Origin of the sequence: Halorubellus amylolyticus, assembly GCF_034808145.1 — an archaeon.
Lineage (GTDB): Archaea > Halobacteriota > Halobacteria > Halobacteriales > Natrialbaceae > Halorubellus.
This window is the reverse complement of sequence record NZ_JAXHGM010000002.1, coordinates 480,454-502,855: the sequence shown is the minus strand read 5'-3', so window position 1 is coordinate 502,855 and position 22,402 is coordinate 480,454. Positions and strand designations below refer to the sequence as shown.

At 68.2% G+C, this 22,402-nt stretch carries 23 protein-coding genes and 1 tRNA gene; 16 read left to right on the top strand and 8 right to left on the bottom strand.

Going from position 1 to position 22,402, the window contains the following annotated elements; genetic code table 11:
- Positions 1 to 4: 4 nt before the first annotated feature.
- Positions 5 to 745, bottom strand: a complete 741-nt coding sequence (locus SM754_RS08320; protein WP_323675757.1) for a DUF1405 domain-containing protein — start codon at positions 743 to 745, stop codon at positions 5 to 7.
- A gap of 144 nt (positions 746 to 889) precedes the next feature.
- On the opposite strand from SM754_RS08320, the gene pdxS reads away from it, so the two are divergent.
- Positions 890 to 1,798 (top strand): pyridoxal 5'-phosphate synthase lyase subunit PdxS, encoded by a 909-nt coding sequence (gene pdxS / locus SM754_RS08315; RefSeq protein ID WP_323675756.1) that lies wholly within the window; start codon positions 890 to 892, stop codon positions 1,796 to 1,798.
- A 47-nt stretch (positions 1,799 to 1,845) separates the two neighbouring features.
- Here pdxS and SM754_RS08310 read toward each other — a convergent pair whose 3' ends face one another.
- A complete protein-coding gene (locus SM754_RS08310; RefSeq protein WP_323675755.1) occupies positions 1,846 to 2,538 on the bottom strand; it encodes a DUF6517 family protein in 693 nt (230 codons plus the stop codon).
- A gap of 267 nt (positions 2,539 to 2,805) precedes the next feature.
- Here SM754_RS08310 and SM754_RS08305 point away from each other — a divergent pair, with 267 nt between their 5' ends.
- Both SM754_RS08305 and dnaG read left to right on the top strand, forming a co-directional pair.
- Entirely contained in the window at positions 2,806 to 3,678 is an 873-nt protein-coding gene (locus SM754_RS08305) for an ArsR/SmtB family transcription factor (protein ID WP_323675754.1), read from the top strand.
- Positions 3,679 to 3,994: 316 nt separating this feature from the next.
- Positions 3,995 to 5,446 carry a DNA primase DnaG gene (dnaG, locus tag SM754_RS08300; protein WP_323675753.1) on the top strand — a complete coding sequence of 484 codons (1,452 nt, stop codon included), beginning with the start codon at positions 3,995 to 3,997 and terminating at the stop codon, positions 5,444 to 5,446.
- A gap of 85 nt (positions 5,447 to 5,531) precedes the next feature.
- Here the strand turns inward: dnaG and SM754_RS08295 are convergent, their stop codons facing one another.
- From SM754_RS08295 to SM754_RS08285, 3 genes are all read right to left on the bottom strand, one after another.
- A complete protein-coding gene (locus tag SM754_RS08295; RefSeq protein WP_323675752.1) occupies positions 5,532 to 5,810 on the bottom strand; it encodes a HalOD1 output domain-containing protein in 279 nt (92 codons plus the stop codon).
- Positions 5,811 to 5,935: 125 nt separating this feature from the next.
- Entirely contained in the window at positions 5,936 to 6,379 is a 444-nt protein-coding gene (locus tag SM754_RS08290; RefSeq protein WP_323675751.1) for a GNAT family N-acetyltransferase, read from the bottom strand.
- A gap of 1 nt (position 6,380) precedes the next feature.
- A complete protein-coding gene (locus SM754_RS08285) occupies positions 6,381 to 7,715 on the bottom strand; it encodes a DUF92 domain-containing protein (protein ID WP_323675750.1) in 1,335 nt (444 codons plus the stop codon).
- Between the two features lie 148 nt (positions 7,716 to 7,863).
- Here SM754_RS08285 and gcvT point away from each other — a divergent pair, with 148 nt between their 5' ends.
- Positions 7,864 to 9,009 carry a glycine cleavage system aminomethyltransferase GcvT gene (gene gcvT, locus SM754_RS08280; protein WP_323675749.1) on the top strand — a complete coding sequence of 382 codons (1,146 nt, stop codon included), beginning with the start codon at positions 7,864 to 7,866 and terminating at the stop codon, positions 9,007 to 9,009.
- Positions 9,006 to 9,389: a glycine cleavage system protein GcvH gene (gene gcvH / locus SM754_RS08275; RefSeq protein WP_323675748.1), complete on the top strand. Its 384-nt coding sequence runs from the start codon at positions 9,006 to 9,008 to the stop codon at positions 9,387 to 9,389. The genes gcvT and gcvH overlap by 4 nt, the downstream gene beginning before the upstream one ends.
- 474 nt (positions 9,390 to 9,863) lie before the next feature.
- Here the strand turns inward: gcvH and SM754_RS08270 are convergent, their stop codons facing one another.
- On the bottom strand, positions 9,864 to 10,820 hold the full coding sequence (locus tag SM754_RS08270; RefSeq protein WP_323675747.1) for a nucleoside hydrolase: 957 nt from the start codon (positions 10,818 to 10,820) through the stop codon (positions 9,864 to 9,866).
- Between the two features lie 128 nt (positions 10,821 to 10,948).
- On the opposite strand from SM754_RS08270, the gene SM754_RS08265 reads away from it, so the two are divergent.
- From SM754_RS08265 to gcvPB, 3 genes are all read left to right on the top strand, one after another.
- Positions 10,949 to 11,950: a PfkB family carbohydrate kinase gene (locus SM754_RS08265; protein ID WP_323675746.1), complete on the top strand. Its 1,002-nt coding sequence runs from the start codon at positions 10,949 to 10,951 to the stop codon at positions 11,948 to 11,950.
- Positions 11,951 to 12,267: 317 nt separating this feature from the next.
- Positions 12,268 to 13,605, top strand: coding sequence for an aminomethyl-transferring glycine dehydrogenase subunit GcvPA (gene gcvPA, locus SM754_RS08260; protein WP_323675745.1), 1,338 nt, complete (start codon positions 12,268 to 12,270; stop codon positions 13,603 to 13,605).
- Positions 13,602 to 15,071: an aminomethyl-transferring glycine dehydrogenase subunit GcvPB gene (gene gcvPB / locus SM754_RS08255; protein WP_323675744.1), complete on the top strand. Its 1,470-nt coding sequence runs from the start codon at positions 13,602 to 13,604 to the stop codon at positions 15,069 to 15,071. Before gcvPA ends, gcvPB begins: the two co-directional genes overlap by 4 nt.
- 96 nt (positions 15,072 to 15,167) lie before the next feature.
- On the opposite strand, the gene SM754_RS08250 is transcribed toward gcvPB, so the two are convergent.
- Positions 15,168 to 15,335: a DUF7838 family putative zinc beta-ribbon protein gene (locus tag SM754_RS08250; protein WP_323675743.1), complete on the bottom strand. Its 168-nt coding sequence runs from the start codon at positions 15,333 to 15,335 to the stop codon at positions 15,168 to 15,170.
- Positions 15,336 to 15,609: 274 nt separating this feature from the next.
- Between SM754_RS08250 and SM754_RS08245 the strand changes: the two genes are divergently transcribed.
- The 4 genes from SM754_RS08245 (at position 15,610) to SM754_RS08230 (ending at position 17,866) form a co-directional block, all read left to right on the top strand.
- A complete protein-coding gene (locus SM754_RS08245) occupies positions 15,610 to 15,858 on the top strand; it encodes a hypothetical protein (RefSeq protein WP_323675742.1) in 249 nt (82 codons plus the stop codon).
- Between the two features lie 169 nt (positions 15,859 to 16,027).
- On the top strand, positions 16,028 to 16,405 hold the full coding sequence (locus SM754_RS08240) for a hypothetical protein (protein ID WP_323675741.1): 378 nt from the start codon (positions 16,028 to 16,030) through the stop codon (positions 16,403 to 16,405).
- The gene (locus SM754_RS08235; RefSeq protein ID WP_323675740.1) at positions 16,392 to 17,204 is read left to right on the top strand and encodes a hypothetical protein; all 813 of its coding nucleotides are present in this window, start codon (positions 16,392 to 16,394) and stop codon (positions 17,202 to 17,204) included. Before SM754_RS08240 ends, SM754_RS08235 begins: the two co-directional genes overlap by 14 nt.
- A gap of 128 nt (positions 17,205 to 17,332) precedes the next feature.
- Entirely contained in the window at positions 17,333 to 17,866 is a 534-nt protein-coding gene (locus SM754_RS08230) for a cob(I)yrinic acid a,c-diamide adenosyltransferase (RefSeq protein WP_323675739.1), read from the top strand.
- A gap of 46 nt (positions 17,867 to 17,912) precedes the next feature.
- Here SM754_RS08230 and SM754_RS08225 read toward each other — a convergent pair whose 3' ends face one another.
- Positions 17,913 to 18,860 (bottom strand): MBL fold metallo-hydrolase, encoded by a 948-nt coding sequence (locus tag SM754_RS08225; RefSeq protein WP_323675738.1) that lies wholly within the window; start codon positions 18,858 to 18,860, stop codon positions 17,913 to 17,915.
- 279 nt (positions 18,861 to 19,139) lie between these two features.
- Here SM754_RS08225 and SM754_RS08220 point away from each other — a divergent pair, with 279 nt between their 5' ends.
- From SM754_RS08220 to SM754_RS08205, 4 genes are all read left to right on the top strand, one after another.
- The gene (locus SM754_RS08220; RefSeq protein ID WP_323675737.1) at positions 19,140 to 19,409 is read left to right on the top strand and encodes a DUF7553 family protein; all 270 of its coding nucleotides are present in this window, start codon (positions 19,140 to 19,142) and stop codon (positions 19,407 to 19,409) included.
- A gap of 45 nt (positions 19,410 to 19,454) precedes the next feature.
- Positions 19,455 to 19,529, top strand: a tRNA-Val gene (locus SM754_RS08215).
- 435 nt (positions 19,530 to 19,964) lie between these two features.
- The gene (locus tag SM754_RS08210) at positions 19,965 to 20,381 is read left to right on the top strand and encodes a hypothetical protein (RefSeq protein ID WP_323675736.1); all 417 of its coding nucleotides are present in this window, start codon (positions 19,965 to 19,967) and stop codon (positions 20,379 to 20,381) included.
- Between the two features lie 847 nt (positions 20,382 to 21,228).
- Positions 21,229 to 22,371: a PstS family phosphate ABC transporter substrate-binding protein gene (locus tag SM754_RS08205; RefSeq protein WP_323675735.1), complete on the top strand. Its 1,143-nt coding sequence runs from the start codon at positions 21,229 to 21,231 to the stop codon at positions 22,369 to 22,371.
- Positions 22,372 to 22,402 lie beyond the last annotated feature (31 nt).

Here is a 22,402-nt window from a genome sequence, read left to right as displayed (position 1 = left end):
GGAGTCAGCGCAGGTCGTCGAGCGACCCGACGCCGAGTTCCAGCTTCTTCACGCGCGTGGCGAGTGCGAGGAAGGTCGCGAGCACCGTGAGTGCGACGGCGCCGGCGGCGGCGACGCGGTGCGGGCCGGGCGTGTGGACGACGCCGCTCGCGGTGATCTCCTCGGCGGGGATGAGGGTGTGGTGGGGGTCGCCGACGACGGGGACGAAGTAGTCGACGACGTCGTTCAGGAGGTACCACGCGACGGCGACGGCGACCGCACGCACGGGGAAGTCCCCGATGCGGTGGAGGACGAACCCCTGGAGGACCATCGCGAGGTGGCTCCAGAACAGGAAGTTGTACATGAGGACGCCCGTGTACGAGAAGTCGGCCTGGAACGCGAGCAGGACGAACGGCGTCCACGCCCCGAGCTTCAGGCACCCGAAGAACGCGAGCGCGGTCAGGTACTCGTTCGACCGGCCGAGCGCCCACGCGCCGAACGCGAGCGCGATGAACAGCGTCGCCACCGGCGAGTCCGGGACCAGGGGCCACATCGCGAGCGGTTCGAGCGAGAACTGACCCTCGACGAACCCCTCGGCGAGGGGATTCAGGCCGTAGTAGTAGAACCCGAACAGCGTCCCGAGGACGTTCGTCGCGACCACGAGCCACACGAGGCGGAGCCCGAGGTCCTCCAGCAGTTCGGGGACGGGCGCGACGTACCACGGGAGGTCCTCCCGCGCCGGCAGGTCGTCGACTGGCAACTCCATCACGCCCACCGTGCGGGTGGCTCGCACAAATCACTCCCGGTCCCGGCCGCTGAACCGCCCGGAAGAGCCACGTTGACGCACCTCATACCGGCGGGCGCAGCGGATGGCGGTCGGTATAAGTGCGGCCGGGTGCAATCCAGGGGTATGACCGAGGAGACAGACCTGGAGAGCCTCAAGCACGGGACCGAACTGGTCAAGCGCGGGTTCGCTCGCATGCAGAAGGGCGGCGTCATCATGGACGTCGTCAACGAGGAGCAGGCGAAGATCGCCGAGGAAGCCGGCGCGGTCGCCGTCATGGCGCTCGAAGCGGTCCCGGCGGACATCCGCAAGCGCGGCGGGGTCGCGCGGATGGCCGACCCCGCGGACGTCGCGGACATCGTCGACAGCGTCTCCATCCCCGTGATGGGCAAGTCCCGTATCGGCCACCGGAAGGAGGCGGAGATCCTGCAGGCGGTCGGCGTCGACATGATCGACGAGAGCGAGGTGCTGACGCCCGCGGACGACGCGTACCACATCGACAAGCGCGAGTTCACCGCGCCGTTCGTCTGCGGGGCGCGCAACCTCGGCGAGGCCCTCCGTCGCATCGACGAGGGCGCGGCGATGATCCGGACGAAGGGCGAGGCCGGCACGGGCGACGTGAACCAGGCCGTCCACCACCAGCGCACCATCAAGGGCGCCATCCGGAAGCTCGAAGGCATGAACTGGGAGGAGCGCGAGAAGTGGGCGCGCGAGCACGAAGCGCCGAAGGAGCTCGTGCACGAGACCGCGGAGATGGGGCGGCTTCCGGTCGTGAACTTCGCCGCCGGCGGTATCGCGACGCCCGCGGACGCCGCGTTGATGATGTACCACGAGTGCGACGGCATCTTCGTCGGCTCCGGGATCTTCGGCGCGGAGGACCCCGAGGCGATGGGCGAAGCGATCGTGCAGGCCGTCAACAACCACGACGACCCGGAGACGCTCGCGGAGATCGCGTCGAACCTCGGGAAGTCGATGAAGGGCGACGCGAACGTCGACCTGCCGGAGGAGGAGAAGATGCAGGGCCGCGGCGTCTAACCGAGGAGGAGCTGCAGGACCGCGGCGTCTGAACTCGCCGCCATCGCTCAGTCGACTGTTTCTGCGCGTTTCAGGGCGTCGAGCAGTCGCTCGCGGTCGCGTTCGACGTCGACGTCGAGGTCGGTGTCGGTCGCGAGCGTCGCCGCGGGCGCCTGTCGCGCGATGGCGTCGGCCACGTTCTCGGTGGGGAACATCCCGCCGGCCATCGCGTACGCCCGGTCGGTCGGCCAGATGATCGCCCAGAGTTCGCCGCGGACGGTGAACTGGCCGCTCGTGACGTCCTCGGCGATGACGTCGTCGACGAGCGGGTACTCGACGTCGTACCCGAACGCGCGAGCGGGGTCGCTCCCGGTACCGCGGGGGTCGCCCCGGCGGTCGACGCGGTCGATGTCGCGGTCCGCGAACCGCGTGACGTTCACGAGGCCGTCCTCGCGGACGCTGTCCGCGAACTCCGTCTTCGCGTGGTCGCAGGCGATACCGAAGACGCTCGCGGGCGAGAACCCGAACTCCATGAGCGGCGTGGAGAACTCGAGCGCGCTCGTGAACGCGGAGCGCCCGGAGACGTCGACCTCGGGGTCGCCGACGGCGGCGAACGCGTCGCTCGACGGTGCGTGCTCGTAGATGGTGTTGTACGCGGTGATGGTGAACAGGGGGAGCGAGAGCGCGGTCTCGGTGTCGTCGCGGACGTGCCGCCAGTCGTACTCGGCGAGGACCGCGTCGGGGAAGCGGGGAGCGCTCATCGCTCGCCGCTACGCGATGCGGGCAGTTGGGCGTGCCGGTCGGCTACCCGGCGAAGGGGTCGTGGACGCGCTCCGGGTCGATGAAACGCGCGTCGAACCTACCTCGCGGTGAGTGCGATGGGCGTTTCACCCACGCGTCGTGTCCGAGCGATGTCACACCGGTAGTACGTCGGGTATCGCGTGAGGGGAGCGGGTCGGCCTAGCTCAAAACGCGTTTTCATCTTGCGTAACGTGCTTTAGGATAGGGGGCGTCCGTTGAGACGATCAATGTCGCGGCTCCTCCCGTTCCAGTCGGACACCGAGGTGCCAGAGGACCGTGCCCCGCGCGTCGTCGATCTCGAGGGCGAGGACGCGGAGAAGGTGTTCGGTGCGTTGTCCTCGGAGACGGCGCGCGCGATATTCACCGCGCTCCACGAGGAGCCGATGACCGCGAGCGACGTCGCGGACGCGGTCGATTCCTCCATCCAGAACGTCCGCTATCACCTGGAGAACCTGACGGACGCCGGCCTCGTCGAGGTCGTGGACACGTGGTACTCCTCGCGCGGGAACGAGATGAAGGTGTACGCGCCGAAGGACGGCCCGCTCATCGTGTCGAGCGACGAGTCGCGAGCGAGCCGCATCCGGACGGCGTTGAGTCGCCTCGTCGGCGGCGTCGGTGTGCTCGCGGCGTCGAGCCTCGTCGTCCAGTACGCGTGGACCGAGCTGTTCGGGCCGGCGGCCGGGTCGGCGTTCACTGCCAGCGGTGGTGCGCCCGCGCCGAACGACAGCGAGGCGACGGCGGTCGACGCCGGCACCGGCGGCGCCGACGGCGCCGCATCCACGAGCGGCGGCGGGAACGCCTCGACGGCCACGAGCGCTGACGGTGGCGACATCGGCATCAACAACGTCGACACGACGGCGGCGACGGAGACCGCCGCCGGGACCGGACAGCCGACCGCGGAACCGACGGTGACCGAGACCGCCGCGGAGAGCCTCCGGTCCGCCGCGCAGACGACGACCGAGGTCGCGACGACGGCCGCTGACGGCGGTGGCGGCGACCTCCTCGCGGGCGGCCTCCCGCCGGGCGCGATGTTCTTCCTCGGCGGGTTCGTCGTCCTCGTCGTCCTCCTCGCCTACCAGTACCGCGCGTCGCCGTACTGACCGCGAGACGCCACCTCCGTCGCCGTACTGACCGCGAGTAGTCACGTTCCGTCCGGCAACGCGTCGACCCTGCGGGCCCCTGCAACAGGTATACACCACTCGGGGACGTACTGCGAACGAGTTCGTGCGTCGCGCACGGGTTCGTTGATACGATTCACAGCGCGCCATCGTTCGCGATGGCCTCACATCATCACGCAGTACGGTCCCGCGGTGGGACGACGCGGCGATGCGGTCGGTCGACAGCCCCCGTCGAGGGGAGCGATACCAGCAGGGCCCGGGAGGGCCACCACGACGGCCCCGTCGGGGCCGACAGAACATGGAAGACACGGCAAAGTACCTGATTCACGCGACGTTCACGGCGGACGGCGTGGTCGAGCGAAGCGACGTCGTCGGCGCCATCTTCGGGCAGACCGAGGGATTGCTCGGCGAGCAGCTCGACCTCCGGGAGTTACAGCAGTCGTCGAAGGTCGGTCGCATCGACGTCGAGGTCGACGTCACGCGCGGCCAGACCGAGGGGACGATAACCATCGCGAGCGGCCTCGATAGGGTCGCGACCGCGACGCTCGCGGCGAGCCTGGAGACGCTCACGCGCATCGGGCCGTGCCAGGCGCGCTGCGAGGTGAGCGACATCGAGGACGTGCGCGCCGCCAAGCGCCGGCGCGTCGTCGAGCGCGCGAAGGAGCTCCTGAACACGGCGTTCGACGATTCGGTGATGTCGAGCGACGAGATCCTCCAGGAGGTCCGCGAGCACGTCCGCGTCGGGGACGTCACCGAGTACGAGGGCCTGCCGGCGGGCCCGCGGGTCGCGGACAGCGACGCGATCATCGTCGTCGAAGGCCGGTCGGACGTCCTCCAGCTGTTGAAGTACGGCATCAAGAACGCGGTCGCGGTCGAGGGGACGAACGTCCCGGAGGTCGTCGCGGACCTGACCGCGGAGCGCACGGTGACGGCGTTCCTCGACGGTGACCGTGGCGGCGACCTCATCCTCCGCGAGCTCGCGGACGTCGGCGACGTGGATTACGTCGCGCTGGCGCCCGAGGACAGGTCCGTGGAGGACCTCGCGCACCACGAGGTGTTCGAGGCGCTCCGCGAGAAGGTGCCGTACGCGACGGTCGCGGGTGCGAGCGACCCGCGGGCGGCGGCGGTCGCGGCGACGGACGGGAGTGCGACGCCGGCGCCGGCGTCCGCGGGTCGGGACGGGTCGTCAGAGAGCGAGGGGACGGAGGACGTGGCGGAGACTCCGGCGACGCCGGGCGCGGAATCGTCGGTCGGAGCGAACGGTGGGACGGCGGCCGCCGACGCGACCGGTGACGGAGCGCCAGGCGATGCCGCCGACGCGACCGGTGACGGAGCGTCCGGCGACGCCGACGAACCGAGCGACGGGACGGCCGCCGGCGCGGAGGCGAGTGGCGCGGGCGACGTCGACGGCGAGCGGCCGGTACGGCCCGAGGACGCCGCGGACGCGGAGGCGCCGACGTCGCTCCGCGGGCACGTGAGCGCGGTCGTCGGAGAGGACACCGGAACGGTCCGGTTGCTCGACGACGAGTACGCGGTGCAGGCGGATGCGAGCGCCGCAGACGCGTTCGAGCTCCTCCGGGACGCGGCCGTCGACCCGCACGCGATAGTGCTCGACGGCGCACTCGAGCAGAAGGTCCTGGACGTCGCCGCGCAGCGCGGCGTCGACCACGTCGTCGCCGCCGAACTCGGCGACTTCGTGAAGCGACCGACGAGCGTGCGCGTCCGGACCGCGGCCGACCTCGCGGTCTGACCGCACGGCGCGCGACTCGCGCGACGGCCGCACGTTCTGGAGCGCGCTCCGCGTTCGAGAGACCTCGCTCCGCGTTCGGGAGCGGTCACTCCGCGTCCGGGTCGATGGGAACGAACCGCGCGTGGCCGTCCTGTTCGACGGTGATGCGGTACCCTTCGTACGTGAACCGGACCTCGACCTGTGCCTCGGGCGCGGGCGGGTTCTCGAATATCTCGTCGACGACGTGGTCGAAGCGCTCCCACGCGCTCTGGAGGCCCTCTTGGTCGCGTTCGGAGAGCGAAGCGACGGTCGACGCGACCTGTGTCGCTGGCGCCTCGCCGTCGGGGTCGAGTTCTCGGTGATGAATCTCGTCGGTGTCGGTCATCGTGCCTCGCGTTCCGGCCGGGAACGGAAAGGTAGGTGGCAGTTACCGGACGGATGGAGGCGAGGACCGGTCGTGGACGCGAGTCGGCCCGAGCGCCTTCGCGAGCGTCGATCCGGTTCGAGCCGTCAGTCGAGCGCGACGGTCATCCGGAGGCCGTCGCCGGTCTCGTAGCGGTCCGGTCGGCGTTCAGCGACCGTGAACCCGAGCGACTCGTAGAGCGACCGCGCACGGTCGTTGTCGGCCGCGACCTCGAGTTCCGCGCGGTCGACGCCGCGGGCACGCAGTTCGGCGAGGCATCGCGAGAGGAGGGCGCGACCGTGGCCGCGGCCGCGGTGTCCGGGTGCGACCGCGAGCTCGGCGACGTACCCGGTGTCGTACGCGTGCACGTACCCGACCGGCTGGCCGCCGCGGGCGTCGCCGGGCGGCGACCACGCCCCCGCAGGGACGGCGACGAGCGTGATACCGCCGGGGAGACCGTCCGCGAACAGGTCGTCGACGGGCTCCGGGAGGAGCGACTGGAGGGCGCGCACGACCGGGACGTCGCCTGGCGTCGCGTCACGGACGGGCATGTCAGGAGAGTGCGAGCGCGACGTCGAGGACGAGCACGGCGAGCGCGCCGCCGACGAGCGCGCCGACGAGCGTCGCGAGGAAGTTCACGCCCTGGTTCCCGACGAACGCGTCTTCTATCGTGGCGCCGAGGACGCTGTCGGCGGTCATCCCGGCGACCCCCGCCGCGAACACCACGCCGGCGCCCGCGACGCCGACCGCGGGGAACAGCGCGTACGCGGCCGCGGCGACGAGTGCTGCGCCGACGAACCCCGCGAGCTCGCCCTGCCACGTGACGGCGCCGTCGGTCCCGGGGTCGACGCGCTCGAACGTCGTCACGAGCCGCGGGTCGTCGTAGACCGCGCCGATCTCGCTGGAGAGCGTGTCGCTCATCGCGGTCGCGAGACTCCCGACGAACGCGAACAGGTACACGTCCTCCGCGAGCGGGACGTACCCGGGTCCGACCGCGGCGTACCCGACGACCGCCGCGAGCGCGACCGCGGAGTTCCCGAGAACGTTCCCGCTCCCCCTGGCGCCCTCGTTGTCCTCCGCGACGCCGCGCGCGGCCTTCTCCTCGTACCTGAACTTCGTCGACAACCCGCCGACGCCGTAGAACGCGATGAGTATCGCGAACCACTCCAGGCCGCCGAGGACGATGGTGAGCAGCCCCAGCAGGACGCCCGTGAGCATCCCGGGGACGCTCGCGGTCTCAAGGTAGTACGAGACGTACCCGAACGCGACCGTGACGCCGACCGCGAGCGCCACCTCGCCGCCGTCGGGGTTCGCGACGAGGTCCTCGAGGAACCAGAGCGTGAGCGCGACCGACCAGAGCACGAGCGGGTCGTCGCGCTCGAACAGCGCCGCGCGGACGAGCGCGCCCAAGACGGCTCCGGCGACCGCGAGGAAGGCGAGTTCGGGGAGTGCGTCGCGGACGCTCGCGCCCTCCCGGAACAGCGTGAACGCGGCACCGGGGACGAACGCGACCGACCCGCCCGCGGCGAACCCGGCGCTCGCCGCGAACGGGTCCGGGTACCGCTGTTTGACGGCTTCGCTCGTGAGGTTCCCCCAGACGAGCAGGAGGACCGTCCCGACGAACACGCCCAGCGAGAGCTCCGCGATGAACCCGAGGATACCGAGGCCCGTGGCGGCGAGCGTGAACCCGATGAGGCCGTAGAGCCGGTCCTCCTCGCGGTCACCGGGACGCGCGAACAGTTCGAACAGCGGCCCCTCGTCGACGGCGGCGGTGAACGCGAGGACGACCGCCGGGATGGCGACCGCCAGTCGACCGAGGACGGGCACCGCGAGCACGAGCGACCCGACGAGCGCGAACGCGCCCGCTCGTCGAACGGTCCGATTCACGCGCCGTCGTTTTCCCGGACGTTACTTACCTGTTCCGAACGCGTCGGCGCACTCACGGACGAACCCGCCGCGTCGCGTGACAGTCGGGACGGGGGCGCGGGGAACCGGGATACGAAAGCATTACTTGCCGGCGGGCGACGACTCCGGTATGGCCCTGGAGACGCCGCCGTTGCGCGACCGTCACGCCGAGGCCGGCGCGAAGTTCACCGAGTTCGGCGGGTGGGACATGCCCGTCGAGTTCGATGGCATCCGCGCCGAGCACGAGGCCGTCCGGTCGACCGCGGGCATCTTCGACGTCTCGCACATGAGCGAGATCGAGGTGTCTGGACCGGACGCCGAACGGCTCATGCAGCGCTTGACGACGAACGACGTCACCGCGCTCGACGCCGGTGACGCGCAGTACTCGACGATCACCGACGATGACGGCGACATCATCGACGACACGGTCGTCTACCGGCTCCCCGGGACCGACGGCGGTTCCGGAGCGGACGCGGGCGAGTCGGACGGCGGGAGCGAGTCGTCGTTCCTGTTCGTGCCGAACGCCGGACACGCCAAGCAGATGCACGACCGGTGGACCGCGTACCGCGACGAGCACGACCTGGACGCGACGGTGTACGACGCGACGTACGACTACGGGATGTTCGCCGTCCAGGGCCCGGATGCGATCGGGCACGTCGACGACGCGACGGACGTCGCGGTCGAGGACCTGTCGCGGTTCAGTTCGACGTGGGCGACGGTCGCCGGCGTCGAGTGCCTCGTCGCGCGAACGGGGTACACGGGCGAGGACGGCGTGGAGCTCGTCGCCCCGTGGAATCACGCGCCCGAGGTGTGGGCGGCGTTCGCCGAGGAGCGCGACGTGACGCGGTGCGGGCTCGGCGCGCGCGACACCCTCCGGCTCGAAGCCGGACTCCTCCTCTCCGGCCAGGACTTCGACCACGAGACCGACCCGCGGAACCCCTACGAGGCCGGGATCGGGTTCACGGTGAAGCTCGACACCGAGTTCGTCGGCCGCGACGCCTTAGAGCAGGCGAAGGCGGAGGGCATCGACGAGAAGCTCGTCGGGTTCCGGCTCGTGGACCGCGGCGTCCCCCGGCACGGGTACGACGTCACGGACACCGACGACATCGTCGTCGGCGAAGTGACGAGCGGCACGATGAGTCCGACGCTCGACGACCCCATCGGGCTCGCGTACGTATCGACCGACCACACGGACCCGGGGACCACGCTGCGCGTCGTGGTCCGCGGGCAGTCGAAGAAAGCACGCGTCGAATCACTCCCCTTCTACGAACGATGAGCTTCGACATCCCCGACGACCGACGGTACATGGAATCGCACGAGTACGCGGCCCGCGACGGCGACACGGTCCGCGTCGGCATCAGCGACTTCGCGCAGGACGAGCTCGGCGACGTGGTGTTCGTCGAACTCCCCGACGTCGGCGACGACGTCACTCACGACGAGGCGTTCGGCGTCGTCGAGTCCATCAAGGCAGTGAGCGACCTCTACGCGCCCGTCAGCGGCGAGGTCACGGCCGTGAACGAGGACCTCTTCGACGCACCGGAACTCGTCAACGACGACCCCTACGGCGACGGCTGGATGCTCGAGATCAGCCTGAGCGACGAGAGCGAACTCGACGACCTCCTCTCGGCGGACGAGTACGACGCACAGGTCGCCTGAGTCGCGGTCGATTCCCTCTCGCAGAACTACCGTAACGGACTCAGAGAACGGTCTTCGAGTATCCACTCCTCTTCCCAGAAGTCCGAGTCAGCGTTCCGTCGACTGAATCGGTAGAGACAGGTCACAGACATGACACTCAGTCAGATTTTCTATTCTGGGGTATTCACGGGGAAACCCACCCAGTGCCATCACAGATAGAACATTTCACAGTGCTGCCCTTCAAGGCGGCACGATCAGCTTTACAACAGGTCTTGCAAGAGTATGTGCCCTTCTTATTTTTGCAAACTCCTTCCCCATCGCAATGCCCACACGTTACGTGTGTGTCTCCCATACCATCTGTCCTCGCGCAAAATGTATAAATCCAGCCATTAGATTTCTAACTATTCGAACCCTATCATCGTTAGTTCTGCATCCCTGTCGAACGGGTGACTCGGGGTTTCGACTGTGAATCGAAGCGGGCAGATGTTCTGCGCGTTACCGCGAGCGTTCGGGGTCGCCGTGCAGGAGCATGTCGGCGAACATCGTCTCGAAGGCGTCGGCGTCGATTTCCTCGACGACTCGCGTTCTGGGTTCGCCGTCGGTGATGGCGAGTTCGTCGACCATGCTGTAGCCGCGCGTGAGGCCTTCGCGTTCGTCGACGTCGACGTGATACGTGTTCGCCTGCGTGACGAGGTCCGGTGCGAGGGCGCAGGCGACGGTGAGGGAGTCGGGTTGGGTGGTGGCGTCGACGCCGAGGCGTTCCTTGCTGAACTCGCGGGGGTGTTCGGTGATTGTCGTGAAGAACTCGGCGTACTCGCTGTCGGCGTCCTCGAACACGGCGAGTGCGTCGCTTTCGAGCATCGCCTGCCGGACGGTGAGGCCCCAGTCGACGAGCGTGACGTCCAGTTCGTTCAGGACGACCTTCGCGGCGTCGGGGTCTACCCAGAAGTTGTACTCCGCGCTCGGGGTGTCGTTCCCGAGCGTGTTCACGGCGCCACCCATGACCAAGACGTCGTCGAGGAGCGCGCCGAGTTCGGGTTCGCGGCGGAGCGCGAGCGCGACGTTCGTGAGCGGGCCGATGCAGACGAGCGTCACCTCGCCGGGGTGTTCGCGGGCAGTCTCGACGATGGCGTCCGGCCCGTAGCCCTCGGCCGACGGGACGCCGGTGTCGGGGTATATCTCGCCACCGAGGCCGCCGTCGCCGTGGATGTGGTCGACGTGCTCGTGGTCCTTCACGAGCGGTGTGCGTGCGCCCTCGTAGACCGGGACCGCGTCGCCCTTCCCGGCGAGCTGGAGGGTGTACTTGGCGTTCGCGACCTGATGGTCGAACTCGACGTTCCCCGCGACGATCGTGAGCGCCTCCAGGTCGACGCTGTCGGCGAGCGCGGCCATGAGGATGCCCATCGTGTCGTCCCCTGCGGTGTCGGTGTCGATGAGTACGCGACGTCCCATGCCTGGGGAGAGCACGACCGGTACCATAATCGCGTCGGCACGGTCCGGACGGGGCGAGGCGGGGCGGGCGCGCCGGCCTGCGCGTCGAGTCGGGAACGCTCTTCGCCGTGGCGGGCGTCGGGGCGGGTATGAGCAGGGTCGTGAGCTTCGGGAGCGTGAACGTCGACCACGTCCGGTACTGCGACCGGGCGTGGCTCGACGACGCCGCCGAGACGTACGCGTGGTTCCCGGAACCGGGAGAGACAGTCAGTGTCGAGTCCGTGCCGGCGTCGTTCGCCGAGGCGTTCCACGAGACGTTCCTCGGCGGGAAGGGCGCGAACCAGGCGGTCGCGGCGGCGAGCGCGGGCGCGGACGCGTCGTTCGTCGGTGCGGTCGGCGTGGACGCGGGCGAGCACGCGGTCCGCGAAGGGCTCGCGTCCCGCGGCGTGGACGTCTCCGGGGTGGAGGATGCACCGGGGCCGACGGGCGCGGCGTACGTCGCGGTGGACGACGCGACGGGCGAGAACCACATCGCGGTCGTCCCCGGTGCGAACGCGTGGGTCGACGCGGCGACCGCGCGCCGGCACGCCGACGCGCTCCGGGGCGCCGACTGCGTGCTCCTCCAGAACGAGCTCCCTGGGGACGCCGTGCTGGGTGCGCTCGACGTGCTCGCAGCGGCCGACGCGGACGGCGGCGGAAGCGACGCGGCCGGAACCGGCGACGGCGACCGGCCGCTGGTCGTGTACGACCCCGCGCCGGCGGACGCCGCGGCCGAGCGCGCGCTCGCCCACGGGTGCGTCGACGTCGTGACGCCCAACGCCGGCGAGCACGCGCGACTCCGGGACGCCATCGAGGCGTTCGACGGCGTCGTCGTGCGGACGCGTGGGGCCGACGGCGTCGCCGTCTCACCGGGCGCGCGCGGTCCGTGGACCGGCGAGGCGTTCGAGCGACGGCCGCCCGCGGTCGACCCCGTCGACACGACGGGCGCGGGCGACGTCTTCGGCGGGTTCCTGGCCGCCGAGCTCGCGCGCGGCACCGCGATGCCCCGCGCCGTCGAGCTCGCGACCGTCGCCGCCGCGCTCTCGACGACCGTCGAAGGCGTGCAGAGCGCGGCGCCCGACCGCGAGACCGTCCGCTCGTCCCTCGCGTGACCGCGCTTCCGGCGTCGTACCCGGCGCGAGCGTCCGTCGCTCGCCGACCGGCGAGCGGGCGCGGCAACTATCGCGAGTAGTATGCAGGAACGAACCTATCGAACCGAGCACAAACGCATCATCTGAGCACGTTCGTGGATACTCTCGGGCCCGGAACCGTACCGCTCATGTGGGAGGGGTTCGAACCGCCGGCAGAGAACCGACGCCGTCGGCGACGGGCGCGTCGCGGTCGCCGCTCGCGCCGCGGACGGACACCGACCATCACCCACGCATCCACCACGCATGACACCAGCCACAGACCAGGAGGGCGCCGGCGCATGAACGGACGAGACACCACCGGAACGCCGTACGCACCGCACAGCGACGCGGAGACCCGGACGATGCTCGACGCCATCGGCGTCGATAGCGAGGAGGAGCTGTTCGACATCCCCGAGGGCGTCCGGTTCGACGGCGACCTCGGTATCGACGCGCGGACCGAACGCGAGATCCGCGCGGAGATGGCGGACGAGCTCGCGAAGAACCGCGACCTCGTCGAACTGCTCGGGCGCGGGCACTACGACTACTACGTCCCGAGCGCGATCGAGCACCTCGCGGACCGCTCGGAGTTCCTGACGAGCTACACGCAGTACCAGCCGGAGGTCACGCAGGGGTTCCTGCAGGCGCTGTTCGAGTACCAGAGCCTGCTCGTCGAGCTCACGGGCCTCGGCATCGCGAACTGCTCGATGTACGACGCCGCGACCGCGCTCGGCGAGGCCGCGACGCTCGCCGAACGCCTCCGCGCCACCTCCGGAAGACGCGTCCTCGTCCCCGAGCACCTCGAGAGCGGCCGCCGGGAGGTGCTCGCGAACTACGTCGCCGGCACCGACCTCGTCGTCGAATCGTACGCGATGGACGACGGGAACGTCGACGTCGACGCGCTCACCGAGCGCGTGGACGAGGAGTCCGTGATGGTGTACGCGGAGACGCCGACCGTCCGCGGCTGTATCGAGGAGCACCTCGACGCGGTCGGCGACCTCGCCGACGACGCCGACGCGCTGTTCGTGCTCGGGAGCGACCCCGTCTCGCTCGCGCTCCTCGAGGAGCCCGCGAGCGTCGGCGCGGACGTCGTCGTCGGGTCCGCGAGCGCCCTCGGCCTCCCGCAGAGCTACGGGATGGACCTCGGGCTGTTCGCGTGCCGCGAGGACTTCGTCCGGCAGGTCCCCGGTCGACTCGTCGGCGCGAGCACGGACGCCGACGGCACGCGCACGTACACGCTCACCTTGCAGACGCGCGAACAGCACATCCGTCGGGAGCGCGCGACATCGAACATCTGTACGAACCAGGCGTGGGTCGCGCTCCGCGCCGCGATGCACGCGACCGGCCTCGGCGCGGACGGCCTCGCTGACCTCGCGAAGCGCGACGTCGCGGACGCCCGCGACCTCGCCGCGCGCGTCGACGACGTCGAGGGCGTCCAAGCACCGCATCACGACCGTCATCACCTGCGCGAGTTCGTCGCGCACACCGACCAGCCCGCGACGGCCATCGCCGACGACCTCGTCGACGAAGGGTACGCGGTCCACGTCCTCGACGAACACCACGTCCAGCTCTGTACCGTGGGGACGACCGACGCTGAGCGCGACGACTTCGTCGCCGCGCTCGCGGAGGTGGCACGATGACTGGCGACGCTCCCGACGCCGAGTCGGGGACCGAGGACGGGTTCCACTTCGACCAGGCGCGCTGGAGCGACGGCGACCGCCACGAACCCCTGAGCGCCGAGAAGCGCACGACCGAGGCCGAGTACGAGGACAGCCCGCTCCCCGACGACCTGACCCGGGACGAGCTGGAGCTTCCGAAGCTCGAGGAACCGGACCTCGTCCGGCACTACACGCGGCTGTCGGAGATGAACTACGGGATCGACAGCGGCCCGTACCCGCTGGGGTCGTGCACGATGAAGTACAACCCGGCGTTCACCGAGGACGTCGCCGCGGACCCGAGCGGCCTCGTGCACCCGGACCGACCGGTCGAGGCCGTGCAGGGCACCCTCTCGGTGCTGCATTCGCTCCAGGACTACCTCGCGCGCATCGGCGGGATGGACGCGGTGACGCTCCAGCCGCCGGCGGGCGCCGCGGGCGAGTTCACTGGCGTGCTCGTCGCGGACGCGTACCACGAGCACAACGGCGAGGACCGCTCGGAGATCATCGTCCCGGAGAGCGCGCACGGGACGAACTTCGCGAGCGCCGCCCTCGCCGGGTTCGACGTCGTGAGCCTCCCCGGTGGCGAGGACGGTCGAGTCGACCTCGCCGCGCTCGAGGGCGCACTGAGCGACGACACCGCACTGCTGATGCTCACGAACCCGAACACGCTCGGGCTCTTCGAGCGCGACATCGAGGAGGTCGCGGACATGGTCCACGACGCCGGCGGCCTGCTGTACTACGACGGCGCGAACCTGAACGCGCTCCTCGGCCGCGGCCGCCCCGGCGACATGGGGTTCGACGTCATGCACTACAACGTCCACAAGACGTTCGCCACCCCCCACGGCGGCGGCGGTCCCGGCGCCGGCCCGGTCGGCGTCGTCGACGACCTCGCCGAGTTCCTTCCGGACCCACAGGTCGTCGAAGCACCCGACGAGACCGCCCTCAGGTACGAGTTCGAGACGCCCGAGCGGTCCATCGGGAAGGTCCACGGGAAGTACGGGAACTGGCTCGTGCTCGCGAAGGCGTACGCGTACATCGCGCGCCTCGGCGACGACGGCCTCAGCGACGCGAGCGCGAAGGCGGTGCTGAACGCGAACTACCTCGCCACGCAGGTCGAGTACGACGTGCCCTACGGGCCGTTCCACCACGAGTTCGTCGCAAGCGCCGGCGATCAGGACGCTGCGGACGTCGCGAAACGCATGCTCGACTACGGCGTGCACCCGCCGACGACGAAGTGGCCGGAGATCGTGAGCGAGGCGCTCATGACCGAACCCACGGAGATAGAGGGCAAGCGCACGCTCGACCAGCTCGCTCGCGCGTTCAACGAGGTCGCAGGCGAGGACGACGAGACGCTCGCCACGGCGCCCGAACGCACGACCGCGGCGCGCATCGATCAGACCGAAGCTGCACGCGACCTCCGCCTCAGCTGGCGCACGCTCGAGAAGTAGCGGCACCCATCCCCGTTCTCGTGCGAGGCAGTCGCTCAAGCGCGACGGCGCTATCGCTCGACGGTCGAGGACTCGCAGAGCAGAGAACGTCGGGACTCAGGCTTCGGACGTGTCGACCTCGCCGTTGACCTGTACGAACCCGTAGTCGCAGTCCGGGCAGTGCCACTTGACCTTCTCGCCGAGGTGCAGCGTCGTACTGGCTGCTCTGTAGAAGACGCGGTCGTCGTCGCAGTCCGGGCAGTAGTGCTCTAACTCGAGGCTCATATCTGTGGTTTTCCGGGTCGCGCAGTTGAACGTACCGATTTCGTGGACGACCGCCCGTCCGGCCCCGACCCGATAAACCGCATCCTGCGATAGCAAATCCGCGAGGAAGTCTCGTCGACGTGCACCACCGGACGGCGGCGAGAAGCACGCTACCCACGGTTCTGCCCGTCCGCGCCGTCGAGATCGACGCGAGCCGTAGTCCCGTTCGGTCCAAGTGAAAGCCGCGTTTGAGCCAAGCGCGGGAATGAAGTACCATCGAATCGAGATGTCAGATATGCCTACCGCCCAGTCCTCCACCACGTCCGTGACGCCGACACGGCTCGCGAGCGCAACCGCCGCCCTCCTCGGGATCGCGCTCGCGAGCTACGGCGGCTACACGCAGTACACCATCGCGAGCCGGGTCGCCGCCAACGCCTGCGACGGGTGCTCGCCCTGGCATCCACTCTTCGTCCTCGCACCGCTCGTCGTCGGCATCACACTCCTCGCGGCCGGGTCCTACGCGTTCGCGAAGACGACCTGCTGACCAGCGACGTCATCGACTGCAGGCACCTCGCGGACTGGCTCCGCGGACGTCAGTCGACCGCGATGATACCGGTCTACCGTACTCGTGTTCTCCGGTAGCGTTCGTGGAGACGATGCTCGGGTGCAAGTTCGGCCTCGGTTTTTTTCCGCCATCGAGGCGACGACGAGCTATGGCAGACCACAAGTGCTGGCTCGTCGTCGCGGTCGCCGACGACGGCGACCCCGAGTTGCTCCGGGACGCCGTCCTCGACGACTGCCCGGAGCTGGCGGCCGGACAGCGAGAGGGCGACGCCGTCGTCTTCCAGGGAACGTGCCACTATCTACGGCCACTCCGACCCGCACTCGAGGACGTGGCCGACCACGTCGACCACCTCGTGTTCGTCGCCTCACTCGAAGGAGGCGGTGGCGCTACGCACAGCGAGTATCACGCCAACCCGACGGACCTTCGCCACCCCGACGACGAGATCCGGAACGAACAGAGCCGCTGGGAGACGTTCTCCCACTTCGACTACTACGCGTCGCGGTACGGGGTCGATGGCGCCATCTGACTCCGACTCGGTCGAGGCGTACTGCGAGCGCATCGCCGACGCCGAGCCCTCCGCGCGGGACGCCCTCGCTGGCGACCTCCAGCGGTACGTCCTCACCGACCTGCCGCGGTGGATAGAGGTCACCGACGATGCCGTCCAAGCCATCGCGCCCTTCGTCGACGCCGACTCGCCGACGGTCAGGGCGACGGCCGTCTTCGTGCTCCGGTACGTCGCGGAGTTCGACCCGGACCGGTTGACCTTCGAGCGCTCGCGTGCGGCGACGCCAGTCCTGGAGGCGTTCGAGGACGCTGACCGCCGCGTCAGGCAGGTCGCCACGAATCCCTTCAACACGGGGACACTGGTGAGCGACGCCCTCGAAGACGACGCGTTCCGACCGAAGTCGAAGGCGTGGGTCGCGGAGACGCTCCTCGAACGGCTCCGGGAGCCGGTTCCCGTGGTCCGGAAGCGCGCCGCCTGGCACGTCGAGAAGAACGCCGTCGCACTCGGCGCCGCCCACCCCGACGTCGAGTCGGTCGTCGCCGCGCTCGTCGATGCGTTCGAGGACCCACTGGATGCGAACGCGCCCGACCGTCGAGCCAGGAGCCCCCGGTACGCGGCCCTCAGGGCGCTCGAGGCGCTCGCCCCGGTGGAACCGGGGTCGGTCTCGAACCACGTCGACGCCGTCGCCGCGTTCCTCGACGACGACCGACTCGGGGTTCCAAATCGGGCCGAGGGCGTGCTCGTGAGCCTCCACGAGGCCGGCTGTCTGTCGGGCAGCGACGCCCCCGAAGCGGTCGATGACTTCCCCGACGACCGCTGAGACCCGACGTCGGCCCAGCTCGCAAGACGCTGCCACGGCCACCGTAACGCGAATTCTATATCGCGTTTGTTGGTTTATCGCACGTGTTCCGGGCGATAGTTAAGTGCCAGCGGGCCCGACGGTGTCGCATGAAGATATACACCGGTCGCGGCGACGAGGGGATGACCGACCTGCGGGACATGAGTCGCGTGTCGAAGACCAGTCCGCGCATCGAGGCGTACGGGACCGTCGACGAGTTGAACGCGCTCATCGGCACCGTCCGGCCGACCGGTCACGACGACGTCGACGATATCCTGGAAGGCGTCCAGAACCACCTGCACGTCGTGCAGGCGGACTTCGCGAACCCGGACCCGGACGAGGGCGACCCGCAGGTGCGCGAGACGCACGTGGACGAGGTCGAGGAGTGGATCGACGCGTTCGAGGACGAGCTCGACCCGCTGGAGTCGTTCATCCTCCCGACGGGCTCGGAGAAGGGCTCGCGGCTGCATCACGCCCGGACCGTGTGTCGGCGCGCGGAGCGGCGCGCGGTGGAGTTCGCCGCTGGCGACCCGGTGAACGCCGAAGCCATCCAGTACCTGAACCGGCTGTCGGACGGGCTCTTCACGTGGGCGCGCGTGGTGAACAAACGCGACGGCGTCCGCGAGGAGAATCCGACGTACTGACCGCGGTCGACGAACCCGCGGTCTTCGAACCGGCCGCGAGGAGTTCTCAGGTGCGTTCGTAGACGACCATCCCGCCTTGCTCGCGTCGCGTCACCTCGCCGCGGGCTTCGAGGACGTCCAGGTGACCGACGGCCTCGCTCATCCCGCTGAACTGCTCGGTCGCGGGCAGGTCCTCGAAGAGTCCGTCCATCACGTCGACCGCGGTGGTCGGGCCGTCGAGGAGGCCGTGGACGTTCTCGGTGCGGTCCTCGTGTGCGGCGAGGATCTCGTCGATGCGCGTGACGGGGTCGTCGATGACCTCGCGGTGCCCGGGGAGCATGCGGTCGTAGTCGGCGTCGCGGAGGCGTTCGAGTGCGTCGTTGAACGCGGGGAGGACGCGCGGGCGGTCGTCGTGGTGGTCCATCGGCGGTTGGAGGAGTGGGTTCGGGGTGATGTCGGGGAGGACGTTGTCGCCGACGATGACGCGTCGTTCGTCGTCGTGGTCGTACGCGAACGTGAGTTCGCCGGGGGCGTGGCCGCGCGTGGTACCGACGTGGAGCGTGGTATCGGCGACGGTGACGGTGTCGTCGGCGTCGAGGACGCGGTCGGTGTCGACGTCGGGTGCGTACTGGACGTACGCTTCTGGGAGTTCGGTGACCGTTCTGGCGGTCGACTGGGCCATGCCGTGGCGTTGGAAGAACTCGCTGAAGAACGACTGTTCGTACTGGAGGCGCTCCGCGAAGGCGCCGATGATGTGTGCGGCGGGGTCGCTGGCGAGGACGCGTGCCCCCTGGTCGCGGAAGCGTTTCGCGAGCCCGAAGTGGTCGGGGTGGGGGTGCGTGACGAGTACCTGCTCGATGTCGTCGGGGTCGAGTCCGCGTGCGTCGAGTTCGGTGAGGAGCGTCGACCAGGCTTCCTCGCTCGCGGGGCCGGGGTCGACGATGGTCCGCCCGGCGACGTAGGCGTTGACCGGGCCGACCTGGAAGGGGGTCGGGATAGAGAGTCGTTCGAACACGCGAGTGGCGTACGCGATGGTGCTGGTAAACGGTTTGGGCTGAAGCAGGAGAGAGCCGTGCCGCGGCGGGGCCGCGTGATGCCCACGGCTCGTTCGCGGGTCGTCGGTCACGAGGCGACGACCTGGTGGTTGGGACAGACGGTTCGCGTGGCGGGGTTCGCCCGCCGCCACGGTTTTAGGTATGCCTAAATCATTGGTAAAGCTGCCGGTTTCGGCTGGCCTAAACTGAGGCGAGGCGTCGGCGACAGATTCTTGTCCTATCCAGACCAACAGTATCGTATGAACAAGCACTTCGAAGACACTCGGTACTACCTCAAGCGAGCCGGCGAGCACGCGACCGCGGGCATCAAGGAGGAACTCGAACCCGTCATCGACCGCGTGAACGAGCTTCGCGGAATCGAACAGGAACCCGAGCCGTCGCGCGTCGAACAGCTCCAGGCGGACCTGAAGGAGATAGAGGAGCGCGCGGAGGGCGAGGCGCGCGAGCGCATCGTCGAGGCCCGCGAGAAGGTGGCTGCGTACCGCGACCGCGAGACGCAGTCCGCCTGAGGAACGGAACCCTTTAGTTCACCAACCGGGTACTCACGAGTGCCTGGGTTGGTGGTCTAGCCAGGTTATGACGGCTCCTTCACACGGAGCAGGCCGGCGGTTCGAATCCGCCCCAACCCATTTCCTTCTGCACTTTTGCGGAGTCGCGGCGCTTCCGCCGTAACGCGATTTAACTCTGAGTCTCCTGTAAGTTGGTCGCGTCCAACGCGTGCGGGTCGACCACGTCTGCCGATAACGAGAAAGGAGAATCGCGATGATGCCAAATCTACCGACGTCAGATCTGCACCGTTTCAAATAGGATGTCATAGTGAGGAATACGCCCCGACCTTCTCGCGGAAGACAGCGTCGGGTCGTGCAGTTACTAAGGCCTACAAAACTCGAAATTTATATTGTAGAGGCTGTGTTGAAACCCTCAGAAGGTGACAGTTCTTGACCCGGTTGTGGTCAAGATAGAGCGCCTACATAACAGGAGCGGCCAGTTGAGGTGCTTCCTGATTTAATAGTAGTAGCAGATGACCACAAGGGATTAGATACCACGGTCAAAAACATCGAAAAATGCCCTCCTCTCGACGTACCGTACTCGGACTCGTTGGTGGAACGATCAGCGGAGGTCTTGCTGGCTGTACGGGTTCAAACACCTCCTCGGTTGACCTTGGAGTATCAAATACGACGTCCGAGAAGCAGTCGCTATACATCGAAATTCTCCCGGCGAGTGTGGAGGAAGGGATATCAGAAAACGCATTATTTGCAGCGTGGTTCGAGGTGGGTGCAGACCGATCAGATAAGTCGTACAAACAGAAAGAAAAGATATTCGCTGAACAGAAAGCCCTCGTCCGGGTGAAGACTGACAACGGCTATATCGGGGAATACACGTTTATCCCCGATTGCCCGGCTGACGGAAAGACAGGTGAAGCGATCGAAGTGAGACTCGTATCCCCTAATCACATCCAATTTAGCCAGAACTCGTGCTGATACGTATGCAGGCCTATGTAACGTCTGTTTCACCGTGATAAATGTCGAACTGATGTGGTTTCAACAGAGCCATTGTAGATATTCAGAGCTACTCATCCATATCAAACAGCTCCCGACGAAGCTGTCGCTTCTGTTCTTCCGTGCGCTGGTCGTAGTGTTCTTCAAGAACAGCAGGTGAGACATCCATTCGGTCGGAGACGAGTTCTTTTGAGTGACCATCATCCAACCATGCGGTGATGGCTGACCGGTGGATGGAGTGCGGCCTCATCGAGTCGGGACAGTCAGAAGCGTGTTCCCATGCCGTCGCTTCACAAGCCTCGATCTCACGTCCGACCGTACACGTCGTTGAATAATAGCACGGACGCGTTCGCGCTCGAATATGTCTGCGTAGCGTCGTTCTCGCGGGACGACCGTATTCCGTCGTAAGTAGATGGTTCGGAGCTTGCTTCTTCGAAGTCGTGCTGTCGGTGAGTGGTGGGGATGGGAGCTGGCCGTGAGGTTGGGGGGGGGAGTGTAGTGGGTGGAGTATATAGACGACGGAGTGGGGTGTGATGACACGCGTGTTGGGGTCCGTTGGTCGACGGTTCGACTCGTGCGTTCGGGGTCGAGTGTGGGTTCTTCGGTCGGGGTTCCGCTCGCCGGTCGTGGCTCGCCCGGGCGGCCTGGTAACTGGTATCGTGCGTTCTGGTGCGTCCTCTCGACGTTCTACGGGTCGTTCGTCGATTCGCCTTCCAACCGTCCTGTGAGAATATACCACTATATATCGATATGTTCAGTATGGAAGTTCTGTAGTCGCCTATAGGAATATTAGCAACCGCTTTAGTACGAATCCGCCATGGTACCCGTAATGGCGGAAGACCCGGAGCGGTATCCCGGTAGGGCATCGCGGCGTGAATTCATCGCCACGGCCGGCGTCGCTGGGGTGGCGGCGACGGCGGGTTGTATGGGCGACTCGCTGCGTGGTGCGCGGCGCGCGGAGGGCGCGTCGACGTCCACCGAGACCGCGTCGTCCGGGGAGTCTGGTGGAGAGTCTGACGGGGCGTCGGGCGGCCCTGGCACGCTGACCTCCGGTGGCTCGTCGACGGTGTACCCGATCATGAACTCGGGCGGGTCGTACTGGAACGCGAACCGGCCCGCGAGCGACGCCGAGTACTGGCCGCACGACGAGTACGGTATCGACACGGACGAGAACCTCGCGGATTACTGGGCCGGGCTGTACGGGTTCGAGCCGGGCGAAGACGGGAAGGCGCCGTTCCGGTTCACGGTCGCGCTCTCGCACTCGGGGACGGGCGTCGAGAAGGTGATGGACGAGCAGATCGATATCGGGAACTCCTCGGGGGACGTCGAGGACGAACTCCCGGACCGCGAGTCCTACGAGCAGTTCACGGACCACGTCGTCGGCGTCGACGGCCAGCCGCTCGTCGTCTCCGAGGAGATCGCCGACGCCGGCGTCGAGCAGATCACCGGCCAGCAGCTCAAGGACCTCTACAAGGGCCGTCTCACGAACTGGAGCGAGCTCGGCGGTCCCGACAGGGAGATCCAGGTGCTCGGTCGCGTGAAGGGCTCCGGGACGCGGACCTCGTTCGTCTCGAACGTCTTCGGGAACCCCGGGGAGGACACCTCGGTCGCGAACCGGTTCGGGCAGAATCAGCGGCTCGCGGAAGCGATCGGGCAGGCCGACAACGCCATCAGTTACCTGGCGTTGACGTTCATCGACGCCGACGGCGTCTCGCCCATCGCGCTCGAGTGGGAGGGGACGACGTACAGCTATCGGGACGACCGGAACGGTCTGGACTCGAAGGCGTACCCGCTGAGTCGCGACCTGCACGCGTACACGTGGGATGGGACGAGCGAGCAGGAGGCGGCGTTCCTCCGGATGCTCCTGAGCGACTTCGGGCAGGACACGTTCGTGGAGCCGAACAACTACTTCGCGCTCGGGGACCGCCGACAGGAGGCGCAGCTCGCGAAGCTCCCCGAGCCGACGAACTGACGCGACCGCGACGGGCGACAGGAACGAGAGA